At 68.5% G+C, this 18,128-nt stretch carries 18 protein-coding genes and 1 tRNA gene; all 19 read left to right on the forward strand.

The annotated features are described in order from the left end of the window. Positions 1–38 precede the first annotated feature (38 nt). The 19 genes from accD to E2170_RS13240 all read left to right on the forward strand — a co-directional run bounded on the left by accD (position 39) and on the right by E2170_RS13240 (position 18,127). A complete protein-coding gene (gene accD / locus E2170_RS13150; protein ID WP_133001057.1) occupies positions 39–929 on the forward strand; it encodes an acetyl-CoA carboxylase, carboxyltransferase subunit beta in 891 nt (296 codons plus the stop codon). Further along, positions 926–2,290, forward strand: coding sequence for a phosphoglucosamine mutase (gene glmM / locus E2170_RS13155; RefSeq protein ID WP_133001058.1), 1,365 nt, complete (start codon positions 926–928; stop codon positions 2,288–2,290). The genes accD and glmM overlap by 4 nt, the downstream gene beginning before the upstream one ends. Positions 2,291–2,352: 62 nt before the next feature. Next, positions 2,353–3,306 (forward strand): isopenicillin N synthase family dioxygenase, encoded by a 954-nt coding sequence (locus E2170_RS13160; protein ID WP_133001059.1) that lies wholly within the window; start codon positions 2,353–2,355, stop codon positions 3,304–3,306. Positions 3,307–3,340: 34 nt separating this feature from the next. Beyond that, positions 3,341–4,093: a triose-phosphate isomerase gene (tpiA, locus tag E2170_RS13165; RefSeq protein ID WP_133001060.1), complete on the forward strand. Its 753-nt coding sequence runs from the start codon at positions 3,341–3,343 to the stop codon at positions 4,091–4,093. 28 nt (positions 4,094–4,121) lie between these two features. Next, on the forward strand, positions 4,122–4,565 hold the full coding sequence (secG, locus tag E2170_RS13170) for a preprotein translocase subunit SecG (protein ID WP_133001061.1): 444 nt from the start codon (positions 4,122–4,124) through the stop codon (positions 4,563–4,565). Between the two features lie 57 nt (positions 4,566–4,622). Next, positions 4,623–4,707: transfer RNA gene (locus tag E2170_RS13175), tRNA-Leu, on the forward strand. Positions 4,708–4,794: 87 nt separating this feature from the next. After that, positions 4,795–5,151 carry an NADH-quinone oxidoreductase subunit A gene (locus E2170_RS13180; protein ID WP_133001062.1) on the forward strand — a complete coding sequence of 119 codons (357 nt, stop codon included), beginning with the start codon at positions 4,795–4,797 and terminating at the stop codon, positions 5,149–5,151. Then, entirely contained in the window at positions 5,142–5,729 is a 588-nt protein-coding gene (locus E2170_RS13185; RefSeq protein WP_133001063.1) for a NuoB/complex I 20 kDa subunit family protein, read from the forward strand. The genes E2170_RS13180 and E2170_RS13185 overlap by 10 nt, the downstream gene beginning before the upstream one ends. Continuing rightward, positions 5,722–6,510: an NADH-quinone oxidoreductase subunit C gene (locus E2170_RS13190; protein ID WP_133001064.1), complete on the forward strand. Its 789-nt coding sequence runs from the start codon at positions 5,722–5,724 to the stop codon at positions 6,508–6,510. Before E2170_RS13185 ends, E2170_RS13190 begins: the two co-directional genes overlap by 8 nt. Next, a complete protein-coding gene (locus tag E2170_RS13195; RefSeq protein WP_133001065.1) occupies positions 6,507–7,811 on the forward strand; it encodes an NADH-quinone oxidoreductase subunit D in 1,305 nt (434 codons plus the stop codon). Before E2170_RS13190 ends, E2170_RS13195 begins: the two co-directional genes overlap by 4 nt. Continuing rightward, entirely contained in the window at positions 7,808–8,335 is a 528-nt protein-coding gene (nuoE, locus tag E2170_RS13200) for an NADH-quinone oxidoreductase subunit NuoE (RefSeq protein WP_133001066.1), read from the forward strand. Before E2170_RS13195 ends, nuoE begins: the two co-directional genes overlap by 4 nt. Before the next feature lie 14 nt (positions 8,336–8,349). Beyond that, positions 8,350–9,696 carry an NADH-quinone oxidoreductase subunit NuoF gene (nuoF, locus tag E2170_RS13205; RefSeq protein ID WP_133001214.1) on the forward strand — a complete coding sequence of 449 codons (1,347 nt, stop codon included), beginning with the start codon at positions 8,350–8,352 and terminating at the stop codon, positions 9,694–9,696. Then, entirely contained in the window at positions 9,693–11,939 is a 2,247-nt protein-coding gene (nuoG, locus tag E2170_RS13210; protein ID WP_133001067.1) for an NADH-quinone oxidoreductase subunit NuoG, read from the forward strand. Before nuoF ends, nuoG begins: the two co-directional genes overlap by 4 nt. Then, positions 11,936–13,045, forward strand: a complete 1,110-nt coding sequence (gene nuoH / locus E2170_RS13215) for an NADH-quinone oxidoreductase subunit NuoH (protein WP_133001068.1) — start codon at positions 11,936–11,938, stop codon at positions 13,043–13,045. The genes nuoG and nuoH overlap by 4 nt, the downstream gene beginning before the upstream one ends. After that, positions 13,045–13,533, forward strand: a complete 489-nt coding sequence (gene nuoI / locus E2170_RS13220; protein ID WP_133001069.1) for an NADH-quinone oxidoreductase subunit NuoI — start codon at positions 13,045–13,047, stop codon at positions 13,531–13,533. Before nuoH ends, nuoI begins: the two co-directional genes overlap by 1 nt. 3 nt (positions 13,534–13,536) lie before the next feature. Next, on the forward strand, positions 13,537–14,190 hold the full coding sequence (locus E2170_RS13225; protein WP_133001070.1) for an NADH-quinone oxidoreductase subunit J: 654 nt from the start codon (positions 13,537–13,539) through the stop codon (positions 14,188–14,190). Further along, positions 14,190–14,513: an NADH-quinone oxidoreductase subunit NuoK gene (gene nuoK, locus E2170_RS13230; protein WP_133001071.1), complete on the forward strand. Its 324-nt coding sequence runs from the start codon at positions 14,190–14,192 to the stop codon at positions 14,511–14,513. Before E2170_RS13225 ends, nuoK begins: the two co-directional genes overlap by 1 nt. Before the next feature lie 13 nt (positions 14,514–14,526). After that, positions 14,527–16,599, forward strand: coding sequence for an NADH-quinone oxidoreductase subunit L (gene nuoL, locus E2170_RS13235; RefSeq protein ID WP_133001072.1), 2,073 nt, complete (start codon positions 14,527–14,529; stop codon positions 16,597–16,599). 13 nt (positions 16,600–16,612) lie between these two features. After that, entirely contained in the window at positions 16,613–18,127 is a 1,515-nt protein-coding gene (locus tag E2170_RS13240) for an NADH-quinone oxidoreductase subunit M (RefSeq protein ID WP_133001073.1), read from the forward strand. Position 18,128: the final 1 nt, after the last annotated feature.

The following is an 18,128-nucleotide window of genomic DNA, read 5'->3' on the forward strand; positions in this document are numbered from 1 at the left end:
GGGTTCGCGGCCCCGCCGCAAAGGATCACGACCAACGCATGTCCTGGCTGAAGAAAGTCATGCCCGCCCGCATCCGCACCGAGGGCAGCCCCGCACGCAAGCGCAGCGTGCCCGAGGGGCTGTGGGAGAAGTGCGACAGCTGCGGCGCGGTGCTCTACCGCCCCGAGCTCGAGGAAAACCTCGAGGTCTGCCCCAAGTGCGCCCACCACATGCCGATCCGCGCCCGCGCGCGGCTGGCCGCCTTCCTCGACGCCGGCGGCACTACCGAGATCGGCGCCCGCCTGGGCCCCACCGACGTGCTCCGCTTCCGCGACCAGAAGAAGTACGCCGATCGCATCAAGGCCGCGCAGAAGTCCACCGGCGAGCGTGACGCCCTGGTCACCCTGGAAGGCCGGCTCAAGGGCAGCCCGATCGTGGCCAGCGCCTTCGACTTCGCCTACATGGGCGGCTCGATGGGCTCGGTGGTGGGCGAACGCTTCACCCTCGGCGCCGAGCGCGCGCTGGAGATCGGTTCGCCCTTCGTGAATTTCTCCGCCAGCGGCGGCGCGCGCATGCAGGAAAGCCTGTTCTCGCTGATGCAGATGGCCAAGACCTCGGCCGCACTCGGCCGCCTGCGCGCGGCGGGCCTGCCCTACATCTCGGTGATGACGCACCCGACCACCGGCGGCGTCTCGGCCTCGTTCGCGATGCTGGGCGACATCAACCTCGCCGAGCCCAAGGCCCTGATCGGCTTCGCCGGCCCGCGCGTGATCGAGCAGACCGTGCGCGAGACCCTGCCCGAAGGCTTCCAGCGCTCCGAATTCCTGGTCGAGCACGGCGCCATCGACCAGATCTGCGACCGCCGCGAGATGCGCGACCGCATCGCCACGCTGCTGGCGATGCTGATGCGCCAGCCCGCGCCCCCGGCCGACTCGGCGGCGACGCCGTGAGCGGCGGCAAGCGCCGCTGGTTCGGCACCGACGGCATCCGCGGCCGGGTGGGCGAGGGTCCGATTTCGGCCGATTTCATGCTGCGCCTGGGCAACGCCTACGGCCATGCGTTGACCGCGCGGGTCAAGGCCGGCGGCGAATGGCGCAAGCCGATGGTCATCATCGGCAAGGACACCCGCATTTCGAACTACATGTTCGAGGCGGCATTGGAGGCCGGCCTGGTCGCAGCGGGCGTGGACGTGCAGCTGATGGGGCCGATGCCGACCCCGGCCGTCGCGCACCTGACGCATTCGATGCGCGCCGACGGCGGCATCGTGATCTCGGCCTCGCACAACCCGCACCACGACAACGGCATCAAGTTCTTCTCGGCGATGGGCGAGAAGCTCGACGACGCCACCGAGCTGGCCATCGAGGCCGCACTGGACGAACCGTTCCGCACCGTCGCCTCGGAGCAGCTCGGCAAGGCCGTGCGCACCCGCGACGCCATCGGCCGCTACGTCGAGGCCTGCAAGAACTCCGTGCCGCGCAGCTTCGACCTCGAGGGCATGCGCATCGTCGTCGACTGCGCCCACGGCGCGACCTACCAGATCGGGCCGATGGTGCTGCGCGAGCTGGGTGCGCGGGTTGACGCGATCGGCGTCGACCCCGACGGCACCAACATCAACGACGGCGTCGGCTCTACCCACCCGGAAGGCCTGGCGCAGCGCGTGCGCGAAACCGGCGCCGAGCTGGGCATCGCCTTCGACGGCGACGGCGACCGGGTGATGTTCGTCGACGGCGAAGGCCGGGTGCGCGACGGCGACGACCTGGTCTACCTGCTGGCCTGCGACTGGCAGGAGAGCGGGCGCCTGCGCGGGCCGGTGGCCGGCACCCTGATGACCAACTACGCCCTGGAGCAGGCCCTGGTCGCCCGCGGCATCGGCTTCATGCGCACGAAGGTGGGCGACCGCTACGTGCACCAGGCCCTGGTCGAGCACGACGGCATCCTTGGCGGCGAGGCCTCGGGCCACCTGCTGTGCCTGGACCGCGCGACCACCGGCGACGGCATCGTCAGCGCCCTGCAGGTGCTGGAAGTGCTGCACCGTCGCGGGATCGCGCTGGCCGAGGCCCTGCGTGAACTGCGCAAATTCCCGCAGCGCACGGTCAACGTGCGCATCGCCAACGGCGCGAAACCGGCCGAGGCCGAAAGCGTGCAGGCGGCGCTGGTCGAGGCGCAGCGCGCCGTCGAGGGGCGCGGCCGGGCGTTCCTGCGGCCCTCGGGCACGGAGCCGGTGGTCCGCGTGACCGTCGAAGCCGACGACGAGGCGCTGATGGCTGCGACCCTGGAGCGGCTGGCCGCCGCCGTGCAGGCCGCAGCCTAGGGCAGGGCGGTATCATGGAGGGCCAGCGCCCCAGCCAGGGGCAGCGCGCCCACGAGTGAGCCATGGCCCCGCGAATCCCGACCCTCGACATCCGCCGCTTCACCCATCCCGAGAGCCCTGCAGACCGGCAGGCCTTCGTCGACGAGCTCGGCGCGGCCTATCGCGAGTGGGGCTTCGCCGGCATCCGCAACCACGGCATCCCGCAGTCCCTGATCGACGAGGCCTACGGGGTCTTCAAGGACTTCTTCGCGCTGCCGGAGGAGACCAAGAAGAACTACCACGTACCCGGCGGCGGCGGTGCCCGCGGCTACACGCCCTTCGGCGTCGAGACCGCGAAGGATTCCAAGCACTTCGACCTCAAGGAGTTCTGGCACATCGGCCGCGAGATCCCGGACGACTCCGGCTACCGCGACGTGATGCCGCCCAACCTCTGGCCCGACGAGGTGCCGGGGTTCCGGGAGAAGGGCTACGCCCTGTACCAGGCGCTCGACGAGCTGGGCTCGCAGGTGCTGCGCGCGCTGGCGCTGCACATCGACCTGCCCGAGGACTACTTCGCCGACAAGGCCGACTTCGGCAACTCGATCCTGCGTCCGATCCACTACCCGCCGATCACCGCCGACGACATCCCCAACGTGCGCGCCGGCGCCCACGGCGACATCAACCTGATCACGCTCCTGGTCGGCGCCAGCGCCGCGGGCCTGGAGGTGCTGGCGCACGACGGCGAATGGGTGCCCTTCACCTCGGACGAGGACACCATCGTGGTCAACATCGGCGACATGCTGCAGCGCCTGACCAACCACGTGTATCCCTCGACGATCCATCGCGTGGTCAATCCCCCGGGCGATCTGGCGCGGCAGCCGCGCTACTCGGTGCCGTTCTTCCTGCACCCGAACCCGGACTTCCTGATCGACGTGCTGCCGTCCTGCGTGACCGCGGACAACCCCAGCCGCTATCCCGAGCCGATCACCGCCCAGGGCTACCTGGAAGAGCGCCTGCGTGAGATCAAGTTGGCCTAGAATCCCCGCTCCCCGCCAACCCCGAGGTCAGGAAATGCGCAAGCGCATCGTCGCCGGCAACTGGAAGCTCAACGGCAGCCGTGGTTTCGCCGAAGGCCTGCTGCCGGACGTGGCCGCGGGCCTGCCGGCCGAGGGCGTGGACGTGGTGGTGCTGCCGCCGGCCACCCTGCTGGCCGGGCTGGCGGGTGCCTGGGGCGACCGCGGCATCGGCTTCGGTGGCCAGGACGTGAGCGAGCACGCCGAGGGCGCCTTCACCGGCGAGATCTCGGCGGCGATGCTGGTCGATGCCGGCGCCGCCTTCGCCCTGGTCGGCCACTCCGAGCGCCGCCAGTACCACGCAGAGGACAGCGACCTGGTCGCGCGCAAGTTCGCGGCGGCCCTGGCCGCCGGGCTGCGCCCGATCCTGTGCGTGGGCGAGTCGAAGGACGAGCGCGAGGCCGGCACGACCGAGGCCGTGATCGCCGCCCAACTGCGCCCGGTGCTGGACCTCGTGGGCCCCGAGGGCTTCGCGAACGCCGTGGTGGCCTACGAGCCGGTCTGGGCGATCGGCACCGGCCTGACCGCCAGCCCGCAGCAGGCCCAGGACGTCCACGCCTTCATCCGTAGCGAGGTCGCTTCGAGGGATGCTAAGATTGGAAATTCACTGCCGATCCTCTATGGCGGCAGCGTGAAGCCCGCCAATGCCGCCGAGCTGTTCGCGCAGCCCGACGTCGACGGAGGCCTCATCGGCGGTGCATCGCTGGTGGCCGCGGACTTCATGGCCATCGTGGCCGCGGCGGTCCGCTGACCGCCGGGCACAAGAGAATCCTGGACCTATGCTGCAGCTCATCCTCAACATTGCCTTCGTACTCATCGCCATCGCGATGATCGCGCTGATCCTGATGCAGCGCGGCGCGGGCGCCCAGGCCGGCTCCGGCTTCGGCGGCGGCGCTTCGGCCACGGTGTTCGGTGCGCGCGGCGCGTCCAACTTCCTGACCAAGTCCACCAAGTGGCTTGCCGTCGCCTTCTTCGCGCTGACGCTGTTCATGGCGTGGCAGGCCACGAACATGGCGCGCCAGACGGGTCCGGTCGAGGCCGACCTGGGCCTGATGTCCGAGGTTCCGGCGGCTCCGGCCGCATCCGGCGAGGTGCCTGCGGCACCGGAGGCCGCGCCCGCGGTGGCGGAGCCGATGGTTCCCGCGGTGCCGGAGGACCAGCCGCCCGCCGCAACGTCCCCCGCACAGGGGGAAACGGGGCAGGAAGTCCCGCAGGGCGACTGATAGCGATTACAATATCGCGGCTCCGTACCACGGTACGGGGCAGGAAGAAGAAAACTTGCCCAGGTGGCGGAATTGGTAGACGCACTACCTTGAGGTGGTAGCGGCTTAGGTCGTGGGGGTTCGAGTCCCCCCTTGGGCACCATACAAAGCGTCGGGCGGGCCGGAAACGGTCCCGCCCGGCACCAGCTAGCAAAGGGCCGCGAAAGCGGCCCGTAGCCGAGAGAACACCGTGCTGGCCGAATACCTGCCGACCCTGTTGTTTCTTTTCGTGGCCACCGGTATCGGCGTTGCCCTGATCGTCATAGGCAACCTCATCGGGCCGAAGTTCCCGACCGCCGAGAAGCTCTCCGCCTACGAATGCGGCTTCGCCCCGTTCGAGGATTCGCGGATGCAGTTCGACATCCGCTATTACCTCATCGCCATCCAGTTCATCGTCTTCGACCTGGAAATCATCTTCATCGTGCCCTGGGCCACCGTGTTCCGCGAACTCGGCGTGCTCGGCCTGATCGAGATGGGCATCTTCGTCGGCATGCTGCTGATCGGCTTCATTTACGTGTGGAAGAAGGGAGCGCTCGAATGGGAGTGATCCAGGCGGTCCGCAGCCTCGCGGATGCCGCGAGCAACCCGCTGTCGGAAGGTCGCGTCGACGACATCCTGCGCCCCGAGGGCGAGAATCCTGTGCTTGACCAGGGTTTCGTCACCACCAGTTCGGACATCCTCCTCAACTGGGCGCGCACCGGTTCGATGTGGCCGGTCACCTTCGGCCTGGCCTGCTGCGCGGTGGAGATGATGCACGCCGGCGCCGCGCGCATGGACCTCGACCGCTACGGCGTGGTGTTCCGTCCCTCGCCGCGCCAGTCCGACGTGATGATCGTGGCCGGCACCCTGGTCAACAAGATGGCCCCGGCGCTGCGCAAGGTCTACGACCAGATGCCCAACCCGAAGTGGGTGATCTCGATGGGCAGCTGCGCGAATGGCGGCGGCTACTACCACTACTCGTATTCGGTGGTGCGCGGCTGCGACCGCGTGGTGCCGGTCGATGTCTACGTGCCTGGCTGCCCGCCGACGGCCGAAGCCCTGGTGCACGGCATCCTGCAGCTGCAGCGCAAGATCCGCCGCGGCAGCAACTTCGGCGACGAGAAGACGGGGCAGCGCAATGTCTGAGTCCGCGACCGCGTTCGCCGCGCGCCTGCGCGCGCGATTCCCGCAGGCCTTCGTCGACGTCACGCTGCCGCGTGGCGAGGTCGGCATCGTGCTGGCCGCGTCGGAATGGCGCGAATCCTGCCGCGCGCTGCGCGACGAATTCGGTTTCGAGGTCCTGGCCGATCTCTGCGGCGTGGACCACCTCGGCTACGGCAGCGATGAGTGGGACACGAACGTGTCTTCCGAAGGCTTCAGCCGCGGCGTCGAGGGCAGGGGGCCGGGCCGCTTCCGCTACGGCGAGTCCTTCACCCGGCAGTTGGAGCAGCCCGACGGCGAGGGCGCGATCCCGCTGCCCGAGAACCGCTTTTCGGTGGTGGTGCAACTGCTCTCGGTGGCCAACAACCGCCGCCTGCGCGTGACCTGCTTCGCGCCCGACGACGCACTGCCGGTGGTCGATTCGCTGTGCGAGGTCTGGCCGGGCGTGAACTGGTTCGAGCGCGAGGCCTTCGACCTGTTCGGCATCGTGTTCCCGGGCCACCCGGACCTGCGCCGCATCCTCACCGACTACGGCTTCATCGGCCATCCGTTCCGCAAGGACTTCCCGCTGATCGGCAACGTCGAAGTGCGCTACGACGCGGAGAAGCAGCGCGTGGTCTACGAGCCGGTCACTTCGGTCGAGCCGCGCGTGCTGGTGCCGCGCGTGATCCGCGACGACGCCCGCTACGCGACCGCGCAGGGTGAGTCCCGCGACCTCAAGGTCGGCGGGGTGCGCGGCCAGGCCGCCGCAGGAGACAGCAAGTGAGCATCGTTCCCCCCAGCGAGCTGCTGGCCAGCAATCCGGCCGAAGCCCGCCAGGAAATCCGCAACTACACCCTGAACTTCGGTCCCCAGCATCCGGCCGCGCACGGTGTGCTGCGCCTGATCCTGGAGATGGACGGCGAGGTCGTGCAGCGCGCCGACCCGCACGTGGGCCTGCTCCACCGCGGCACCGAGAAGCTGGCCGAGTCCAAGCCCTTCAACCAGTCGATCGGCTACATGGATCGCCTGGACTACGTGTCGATGATGTGCAACGAGCACGCCTACGTGCGCGCGATCGAGGCCCTGCTGGGCATCGAGGCGCCCGAGCGCGCGCAGTACATCCGCACCATGTTCGACGAGATCACCCGGATCCTGAACCACCTGATGTGGATCGGCTCCAACGGGCTCGACCTCGGCGCGATGGCGGTGATGCTGTACTCCTTCCGCGAGCGCGAGGAGCTGATGGACGTCTACGAGGCGGTCAGCGGCGCGCGCATGCACGCGACCTACTACCGCCCGGGCGGCGTCTACCGCGACCTGCCGGACCGGATGCCGCAGTACCGCGAGTCGCCCTGGCGCAAGGGCGGCAAGCTCAAGCGCTTCAACGAGTGGCGCGAAGGCTCGATGCTCGACTTCCTGGAGGCCTTCACCAAGGACTTCCCGGCGCGCGTCGACGAGTACGAGACCCTGCTCACCGACAACCGCATCTGGAAGCAGCGCACCGTCGGCGTGGGCGTGATCCCGCCGGAGCAGGCCCTGGCCTGGGGCATGTCGGGCGTGATGCTGCGCGGCTCGGGCATCGAATGGGACCTGCGTCGCAAGCAGCCCTACGCGAAGTACGACGCGGTCGACTTCAAGGTGCCGGTCGGCGTCAACGGCGACTGCTACGACCGCTACCTGGTCCGCGTCGCGGAGATGCGCGAATCCAACCGGATCATCGCCCAGTGCGTGGAGTGGCTGCGCGCCAACCCCGGCCTGGTGATGGTCGACAACTTCAAGGTCGCCCCTCCCTCCCGCGAGGAGATGAAGGACGACATGGAAGCCCTGATCCACCACTTCAAGCTGTTCTCGGAGGGCTATTGCGTGCCCGCCGGGCAGACCTACCAGGCCGTCGAAGCGCCCAAGGGCGAGTTCGGCTGCTACCTGGTCAGCGACGGCGCCAACAAGCCCTTCCGCGTGCACCTGCGCGCGCCCGGCTTCGCGCACCTGTCGTCGATGGACACGGTGGTGAAGGGGCACATGCTGTCCGACGTCGTGGCGATGGTCGGCACCTATGACCTCGTCTTCGGAGAAGTGGACCGATGAAAGCGACCGGCAACTTCGAGAACGCGCGCAACGTCGACCCGATGGTCGCGCTCAGCGACGATACCCGCGCGCACATCGACCACTGGGCGGCCAAGTTCCCGCCTGATCGCAAGCGCTCGGCCGTGATCCAGGGTCTGTTCGCGACCCAGCAGCAGAACGGCGGCTACCTGACCGACGAGCTGATCGCCGCGGTGGCGAAGTACCTTGGCATCCCGCCGGTGTGGGCCTATGAGGTCGCGACCTTCTATTCGATGTTCGAGACGAAGGAGGTCGGCCGCAACAACGTCGCCTTCTGCACCAACATCAGCTGCTGGCTCAACGGCGCCGAGGACCTGGTCGCGCACGCCGAGAAGAAGCTCGGCTGCAGGCTGGGCGAGACCACGGCCGACGGCCGCGTCTACCTCAAGCGCGAGGAAGAGTGCGTGGCCGCGTGCTGCGGCGCCCCGGTGGTCGTGATCAACGGCCATTACCACGAGAAGCTCGACGCCGCGAAGGTCGACGAGCTGCTCGACGGATTGAAGTGAGGCTCGACGCAGGCATGGCGCACAACCACACCCACGTCTCCGAAGGCTACGGCCCCGTCGGCCCCGCGCCGAAGGAGCACCAGGCCGTCTACACCACGCTGCACTTCGACAAGCCGTGGTCGTACGAGAACTACCTCAAGACCGGCGGCTACCAGGCGTTGCGCAAGGTGCTGACCGAGAAGATCCCGCCGGCCGACATCGTCGAGATCGTCAAGCAGTCGGGCCTGCGCGGGCGCGGCGGCGCGGGCTTCCCGACCGGCCTGAAGTGGAGCTTCATGCCCAAGGGCGACATGCAGAAGTACATCCTCTGCAACTCCGATGAATCGGAGCCGGGCACCGCCAAGGATCGCGACATCCTGCGCTACAACCCGCACGCGGTGCTCGAGGGCCTGGCGATCGCCTGCTATGCCACCGGTTCGACCGTGGCCTACAACTACATGCGCGGCGAGTTCCACCACGAGCCCTTCGAGCATATCGAAGAGGCGCTGGCGGAAGCCTACGCGCACGGCTGGCTGGGCAAGGACATCCTCGGCAGCGGCGTGGACATCGACATCCACAACGCGCTGGGCGCCGGCGCCTACATCTGCGGCGAAGAAACCGCGCTGATGGAGTCGCTGGAAGGCAAGAAGGGCCAGCCGCGCTACAAGCCGCCGTTCCCGGCCAACTTCGGCCTGTTCGGCAAGCCGACCACGATCAACAACACCGAGACCTACGCCTCGGTGCCGGCGATCATCCGCAACGGCCCCGAGTGGTTCGCCGGCCTGGGCAAGCCCAACAACGGCGGCTGCAAGATCTTCTCGGTCTCCGGCCACGTGCAGCGCCCGGGCAACTACGAGATCCGCCTGGGCACGCCGTTCTCCGAGCTGCTGGAGATGGCCGGCGGCCTGCGCCCGGGACGCACGCTCAAGGGGGTGATCCCCGGTGGTTCATCGATGCCGGTGCTGCCGGGCGAGACCATGATGGGCCTGACCATGGATTACGACGCCCTGCAGAAGGCGGGCTCGGGCCTGGGTTCGGGCGCGGTGATCGTGATGGACGACAGCACCTGCATGGTGCGCGCCTGCCAGCGCATCTCGCGCTTCTATTTCCAGGAATCCTGCGGCCAGTGCACGCCCTGCCGCGAAGGCACGGGCTGGATGTACCGCATGCTGACCCGCATGGTCGAAGGCAAGGCGACGATGGCCGACGTCGAGATGCTGCGCGCCTCCGCCGGCCAGATCGAAGGCCACACCATCTGCGCCTTCGGCGAGGCCGCCGCGTGGCCGGTGCAGGGCTTCCTGCGCCACTTCTGGCACGAATTCGAGTACTACATCGAGCACGGCCGCTCGATCGTCGACGCTCCCGCGGAGGCCGCGGCATGAGCGCGCAGCCCGTGAACCCGAACCTGCCGCCCGACCACGTCACCGTCTTCATCGACGGCGTCGAGATGGCCGCGCCCAAGGGCTCGATGATCATCCAGGCCGCCGACAAGGCCGGCATCCCGATCCCGCGCTTCTGCTACCACGACAAGCTCGCCATCGCGGCCAACTGCCGCATGTGCCTGGTCGAGGTGGAGAAGATGGGCAAGCCGGCGCCGGCCTGCGCCACCCCGGTCATGGATGGCATGCGCGTGTCCACGCGCAGCGACAAGGCGCTGAAGTCGCAGCGCAACGTGATGGAGTTCCTGCTGATCAACCACCCGCTCGACTGCCCGGTCTGCGACCAGGGCGGCGAGTGCGAGCTGCAGGACCTGTCGCTGGGCTACGGCCGTTCGGTCAGCCGCTTCGCCGAGCGCAAGCGCACCGTCGCCGACGAGGACCTCGGCCCGCTGGTGGCCACCGAGATGACGCGCTGCATCCAGTGCACGCGCTGCATCCGCGTCACCGCCGAGATCGCCGGCACCTACGAGCTGGGCGGCATGCAGCGCGGCGAGCGCCTGCAGATCGGCACCTACGACGGCAAGCCGCTGACCACCGAACTGTCGGGCAACGTGATCGACGTCTGCCCGGTGGGCGCGCTGACCAACAAGGTGTTCCGCTTCCGCGCGCGCCCCTGGGAGCTGATCGCGAAGGAGTCGCTGGGGTACCACGACGCGCTCGGCAGCAACCTGTTCCTGCATTCCCGCCGTGGCGAGGTGATGCGCACCGTGCCGCGCGACAACGAGGCGGTCAACGAGTGCTGGCTGTCCGACCGCGACCGCTATTCGCACCAGGGCCTGTACGCCGACGACCGTGCCGTGCGCCCGCTCATCCGCGTGGCCAGCAACGGCGACGACGGTGACTGGCGCGAGGCGAGCTGGGACGAGGCGCTGGCGAAGGCCGCGCAGATCCTGCGCGACAACGCCGCCGACGACCTCGGCATCCTGGTGCATCCGGCTACCCCGAACGAGGAGGGCGCGCTGATCGCCCGCCTGGCCGAGGGCCTGGGCACCGGCAATCTCGACCACCGCATCGCCCAGCACGACCTCTCCGACGGCGCTGTGGCCGAAGCCTTCGGCATGCCGGTGGAGGACATCGAGCAGGCCGACGCCATCGTCATCGTCGGCAGCAACCTGCGCACCGAGCTGCCGCTGGTTCACCAGCGCGTGCGCAAGGCCTGGCGCGCCGGTGCAAAGGTGCACGTGGTCAACCCGGTCGACTTCGAGTTCACCTTCGACATCGCCCACAAGGCCATCGTCGCGCCGTCGAAGATCGCCGACGCGCTGGGTTCCGCCGAACTCGCCGACGCGCTGCAGAGCGCCGCGCGTCCGGTGGTGATCGTCGGCGCGGTGGCCGAATGCGGCATCCACGCCGCGGCCATCCGCGCAGCCGCCGCCGATTTCGCCAGCCGTGCCAACGCCGCGCTGTGCCGCGTGCCGCAGGGCGCGAACGCGGTCGGCCTGGCGCGCCTGGGCGTGCTGCCGACCTCGCGCGACGCCGGCGCCATGCTGGCCCAGCCGCGCGCGGGCTACGTCATCTACGGCATCGAGCCGGGCCTGGACTTCGCCGACCCGGCGAAGGCGATGCAGGCCCTGGGCGGCGCGCAGGTCGTGGCCTTCAGCCACTTCGCCTGTCAGTCCACGCGTCGCGTGGCCGACGTGATCCTGCCGATCGGCCTGCTGCCCGAGATCGACGCCAGCCTGACCAACCTCGACGGCCGCGAGCAGCGCACCGTGGCCGGCGGCAAGCTGCCGGGCGAGGCGCGCCAGGGCTGGAAGGCGCTGCGTGCGCTCGGCGGCCAGCTCGGCATCGAAGGCTTCGATTTCATCGACTTCGCCGGCGCGCTTGCGCTGGTGGCGCCGCGCCAGGTCGAAGTCGCGCGCGGCGCGGCCCCGGCGGCGGCAGGCGAGGGCCTGGAGCTGGCGGTGTCGGCGGCGATCTACCGCGTCGACGGCGTCACCCGCCGCGCCGCGGCGCTGCAGGCGCACCCGCTGACCGTGGGCCCGCGCATCACCCTCAACCCCGACGATGCCTTCGCGGCCGGCCTGGCCGAAGGCGCCATGGCCCGCGTGGCCAACGGCGTCGGCACCGCGACCCTGCAGGTGGCGACCAGCCCCGGCGTGGCCCGCGGCGCGGCGCTGATCGAATCCGGCTACGGCGCCACGGCGGCGCTCGGCGCCGGCACGGTGCGGGTGGAGGCCGCATGAGCACGACGACGAACAACACCGCCACCGTGCTCCTCGGCTGGCTGGAACCCTTCCGCAGCTGGCTCGACTCGCTGGGGCCGATCGGCACGGTGATCTGGCTGGTGCTGCTGATCCTCGCGATCGCGGTGCCGGTGATCATCTCCGTGGCCTTCTACGTGGTCTGGGAGCGCAAGCTGATCGGCTGGATGCACGTGCGCCACGGCCCGATGTACGTCGGCTTCGGCATCCTCCAGGCCTTCGCGGACGTCTTCAAGCTGCTGTTCAAGGAAGTCATCCGTCCCAGCGCCGCGCACAAGGCGCTGTACATCCTGGCACCGCTGATCACGCTCGCGCCGGCCTTCGCCGCCTGGGCGGTGGTGCCCTTCGACGCGCAGATGGTGCTGTCCAACGCCAATGCCGGCCTGCTGTACCTGCTGGCGATGACCTCGCTGGGCGTCTATGGCGTGATCCTGGCGGGCTGGGCCTCGAACTCGAAGTACGCCTTCCTCGGCGCCATGCGTTCGGCGGCCCAGGTGGTCAGCTACGAGATCGCGATGGGCTTCGCCCTGGTCGGCGTGATGGTCGGCGCCGGCAGCCTGAACCTGTCCGAGATCGTGATGGCGCAGTCCGGCGACGCCGGCTTCCTGGAGTGGTTCTGGGTGCCGATGCTGCCGCTGTTCGTCATCTACTTCGTGTCCGGCGTGGCCGAGACCAACCGCGCGCCCTTCGACGTGGTCGAAGGCGAGAGCGAGATCGTCGCCGGCCACATGGTCGAGTACTCGGGCTCGGTGTTCGCGCTGTTCTTCCTGGCCGAGTACGCCAACATGATCCTGGTGAGCTTCCTCACCGCGATCTTCTTCCTGGGCGGCTGGCTGTCGCCGATCCCCGCGGCGTGGATCCCGGACATCCCGGTGGTCTCGGTGCTGCTGGGCGACGGCTGGTGGTGGCTGTTCGCCAAGGTCTTCTTCTTCGCCAGCTGCTTCATCTGGTTCCGCGCATCGTTCCCGCGCTACCGCTACGACCAGATCATGCGCCTGGGCTGGAAGGTGTTCATTCCGCTGTCCATCGCCTGGATCGCGGTCACGGCGCTGATGGCGTACTTCGGCGTGTTCGAGGCAGGTGCGTGATGGGCAAGTTCGTTTCCTGGGCCAGGAGCCTGTTGCTGATCGAGATGCTTCGCGGCATGGCGCTGACGTTCAAGTACCTGTGGCGCCCGAAGTACACGATGATGTACCCGATGGAGAAGATCCCGCAGTCGCCGCGCTTCCGCGGGCTGCACGCGCTGCGCCGCTATCCGAACGGCGAGGAGCGCTGCATCGCCTGCAAGCTGTGCGAGGCGGTGTGCCCGGCGCTGGCGATCACCATCGATTCCGAGCAGCGCGCCGACAACACCCGCCGCACCACGCGCTACGAGATCGACCTGTTCAAGTGCATCTTCTGCGGTTTCTGCGAGGAGTCGTGCCCGGTGGACTCGATCGTCGAGACCCACATCCACGAGTACCACTTCGAGAACCGCGGCGAGAACATCGTCACCAAGCCGCAGCTGCTGGCGCTGGGCGACCGCCTCGAGGCGGAGATCGCCGAGCGCCGCGCCGCCGACGCCGCATACAGGTAAGCCATGGACTTCGTACAGCTCGCATTCTTCGTATTCGCAGGGGTCGCCGTGGCCTCGGCGGTCGCCGTGATCGGGGCGCGCAACCCGGTGCACTCGGCGCTGTTCCTGGTGCTGACCTTCTTCAGCGTCGCCTGCACCTGGATCATCGCCGGTGCCGAGTTCCTCGGCGTGGCCCTGGTGCTGGTGTACGTGGGCGCGGTGATGGTCCTGTTCCTGTTCGTGGTGATGATGCTCGACATCGACCTGGTGCCGCTCAACGAGGGCTACGTGCGCTACCTGCCCGTGGGCCTGGTGGTCGCGGTGGTGATGCTGGTCGAGCTCCTGTCGCTGATCGGCATCATGGCCTTCGTCGAGACGCCGTTCTCGCCGAATCTGGCCGAGGCCGAGGGCGTGCCGAACACGGTCTGGCTGGCGCGCCGGCTGTTCACCGACTTCCTGCTGCCGTTCGAGGCCGCCGCGGTGATCCTGACCGTGGCCGTGATCGCCGCGGTCACCCTGACCCTGCGCCGTCGTCCCGGCACCAAGCACCAGGTTCCGGGGGAGCAGGTCCGCGCGCGCCCGGCTGACCGCCTGCGCATGGTCGACATGCCGGCCTCGGTGCACGTCGCCGACGACGCGCCGGCCGCCGATGCCGCCACCGACGGGGAGGGCAAGTAATGGAATTCCTCGGACAGGGCCTCGCGCTGGGCCACTACCTCGCGCTGGCCGCCGCGCTGTTCTGCATCAGCGTCGCCGGCATCTTCCTCAACCGGAAGAACGTGATCATCCTGCTGATGTGCATCGAGCTGATGCTGCTCTCGGTGAACATCAACTTCGTCGCCTTCTCGCGCGAGTTCGGCGACGCGGCGGGGCAGGTCTTCGTGTTCTTCATCCTCACCGTGGCCGCGGCCGAGGCCGCGATCGGCCTGGCGATCCTGGTCACGCTGTTCCGCAACCGGCGGACGATCAACGTCGCCGAAATCGACACGCTGAAGGGCTGACGGGATGCCTGGCATGGAAATCGTTATCTCCAAGGCGATGCTGATCGCGATCGTGCTCGCGCCGCTGTTCGGCGCGATCGTCGCGGGCCTGTTCGGCCGCCAGGTCGGGCGCGTCGGCGCGCAGGCGGTCACCATCCTCGGCGTGGCGGTGAGCTGCGCGCTGTCGTGCTTCGTGCTCTGGCAGCTGGTGGTGCAGGGTGCCGCGCCGTTCAACGAGAACGTCTACACCTGGTTCCAGGTCGCGGACTTCGAGGTCAGCGTCGGCTTCATGGTTGACCGGTTGACCGCGATGATGATGGTCGTGGTGACCTTCGTCTCGCTGCTGGTGCACGTCTACACCATCGGCTACATGGCCGACGATCCGGGCTACCAGCGCTTCTTCAGCTACATCAGCCTGTTCACCTTCTCGATGCTGGCCCTGGTCATGGCCAACAACTTCCTGCAGCTGTTCTTCGGCTGGGAAGCGGTGGGCGTGGTCTCGTACCTGCTGATCGGCTTCTGGTTCAAGCGGCCGACCGCGGTGTTCGCCAACCTCAAGGCCTTCCTGGTCAACCGGGTCGGCGATTTCGGCATGCTGCTGGGCATCGCCGCGGTGGCGTACTGGTTCGGCACGCTGGACTACGCGACGGTCTTCGCCAACGCCGGCCCGGTCATCGGCGGCGGGCAGGTGGTCGAGATCCTGCCGGGCCACGCCTGGTCGGTCGCCACCCTGATCTGCATCTGCCTGTTCATCGGCGCGATGGGCAAGTCGGCGCAGGTGCCGCTGCATGTCTGGCTGCCCGACTCGATGGAAGGCCCGACCCCGATCTCGGCGCTGATCCACGCCGCGACCATGGTCACCGCGGGCATCTTCATGGTGGCGCGCATGTCGCCGCTGTTCGAGCTGAGCCAGTTCGCGCTGCAGTTCATCCTGTTCATCGGCGCCACCACGGCCTTCTTCACCGGCCTGATCGGCATCGTGCAGAACGACATCAAGCGCGTGGTCGCGTACTCCACGCTGTCGCAGCTGGGCTACATGACCGTCGCCCTGGGCGTGTCGGCGTACTCGGCCGCGGTGTTCCACCTGATGACCCACGCCTTCTTCAAGGCACTGCTGTTCCTGGGCGCGGGCTCGGTGATCATCGCCATGCACCACGAGCAGGACATGCGCCGCATGGGCGGGCTGCGCAAGTACATGCCGGTGACCTTCATCACCATGGTGATCGGCACCCTGGCCCTGGTGGCGACGCCGTTCTTCAGCGGCTTCTACTCCAAGGACACCATCATCGAAGCGGCGAAGTTCGGCGCCGAGGGCATGGGCTGGGTCGGTACCTACGGCTACTGGGCCGTGCTGCTGGGCGCCTTCGTGACCTCGTTCTACAGCTTCCGCCTGCTGTACCTGACCTTCTTCGGCCGCGAGCGCTTCCGCGACGCGCACGCCGACGACCACGGGCACGGCCACGATGCGCACGACGACCACGGCCACCATGGCGTGCACGAGCCGCACGAGTCGCCCTGGGTGGTGACCCTGCCGCTGGTGCTGCTGGCGATCCCGTCGATCGCGATCGGCTTCTTCACCGCCGGCCCCATGCTGTTCGGCACCGACTGGAGCGGGCATGAGCAGGTGATGCCGTTCTTCCTCGGCGCGATCGACCTGCTGCCGGAGAACGACACCCTGGCGCGCGTGGCGGCCGAACTCTGGCACGGCCCGGTCGCGTTCGCGCTGCACGGCTTCCTGACCCCGGCCTTCTGGCTGACCTTCGCCGGCTTCGCGCTCGCGACCGTCATGTACTGGTGGCGTCCGGAGCTTGCCGAGAAGGCGCGCCGTACCTTCGCCCTGCCGGTGAAGGTGCTGGAGAAGAAGTACTGGGCCGACGACCTGTGGATCGGCGGCCTGGCGGGCGGCAGCCTGCAGCTGGGCAAGGCCTCGAAGGCGGTGGACACCGGCCTGATCGACGGCGTGGTGGTGAACGGCAGCGCCGGCCTGGTCGGCCTGGTGTCGGGCGTCGTCCGCCGCCTGCAGTCCGGGCGCCTTTACGACTATGCATTCGCGATGATCCTCGGCCTGATCGTGCTCCTGGCCGTGCTCATCCATTACTGGACCTGACGGAAGACGATACGTGTCGAACTGGCCTCTCCTCAGCATCCTCATCTGGCTGCCGATCCTCGGTGGCGCGACGGTGATCGCGCTCGGCAACCGCGCCAGCGCGGCGCGCTGGCTGTCGCTCGCGATCGCGCTGGTCGTCTTCGTCATCAGCATCCCGCTGTTCACCGGCTACGACGCCTCGGCGGCGGTGGCCACGATGCAGTTCGTCGAGGCCCGGGAGTGGATCCCGGCCTATGACATCCAGTACCACCTGGGCGCGGACGGCATCTCGGTCGCGCTGATCGTGCTGACCACCCTGGTCACGGTGCTGGTACTGATCGGCGCCTGGGCCTCGATCGACAAGCGCGTCAGCCAGTACTTCGCGGCGATGCTGATGCTCGAAGGCCTGATGATCGGCGTGTTCTCGGCCGTGGACGCGATGCTGTTCTACGTGTTCTTCGAGGGCATGCTGATCCCGATGTTCATCATCATCGGCGTCTGGGGCGGCCCGCGCCGCGTCTATGCCTCGGTGAAGTTCTTCCTGTACACCTTCCTCGGCTCGGTGTTCATGCTGGTCGGCCTGGTGTACCTGTACCTGAAGTCCGGCAGCTGGCAGCTGCCCGACCTGTACGCGCTGCCGCTGACGGCCACCGAGCAGATGTGGCTGTTCTTCGCCTTCCTGATCGCCTTCGCGGTCAAGGTGCCGATGTTCCCGGTGCACACCTGGCTCCCGGACGCGCACGTCGAGGCGCCCACCGGCGGCTCGGTGATCCTGGCGGCGATCATGCTGAAGATCGGTGGCTACGGCTTCCTGCGCTTCAGCCTGCCGATCACGCCGGACGCCGGCCACGAGTGGGCCTGGCTGGTGATCGCGCTGTCGCTGATCGCGGTGGTCTACGTGGGCCTGGTGGCGCTGGTCCAGGAGGACATGAAGAAGCTGATCGCCTACTCCTCGGTCTCGCACATGGGCTTCGTGACCCTGGGCACCTTCATCGCCTTCGCCCTGGTGCGCGACACCGGCAACCCGGAGGCGGCCCGCCTGGGCCTGCAGGGCGCGATGGTGCAGATGGTCTCGCACGGCTTCATCTCGGGCGCGATGTTCACCTGCGTGGGCGTGCTCTACGACCGCATGCACACGCGCATGATCCGCGACTACGGCGGCGTGGCCAACGTGATGCCGTGGTTCGCCGCGTTCTACGTGCTGTTCGCCTTCGCCAACTCCGGCCTGCCGGGCACCTCGGGCTTCGTCGGCGAATTCATGGTCATCCTGGCCGCGTTCCAGAGCCACCCGCTGATCGCCTTCGTCGCCGCCATCACCCTGATCCTGGGCGCGGGCTACACCCTGTGGCTGGTCAAGCGCGTGATGTACGGCGAGGTCGGCAACGCGCACGTCGCCGAGCTGAAGGACATCAACGGCCGCGAGGCCCTGGTGCTGGGCGTGTTCGCCGCCGGCGTCATGATCATCGGCCTCTGGCCCAAGCCCCTGACCGACCTGATGGAGCCGTCCATCGCGCAGCTGGCGGGCATGCTCGCCAACAGCAAGCTTTGAG

Source organism: Luteimonas arsenica, assembly GCF_004352825.1.
In the GTDB taxonomy this organism is placed as follows: domain Bacteria; phylum Pseudomonadota; class Gammaproteobacteria; order Xanthomonadales; family Xanthomonadaceae; genus Luteimonas; species Luteimonas arsenica.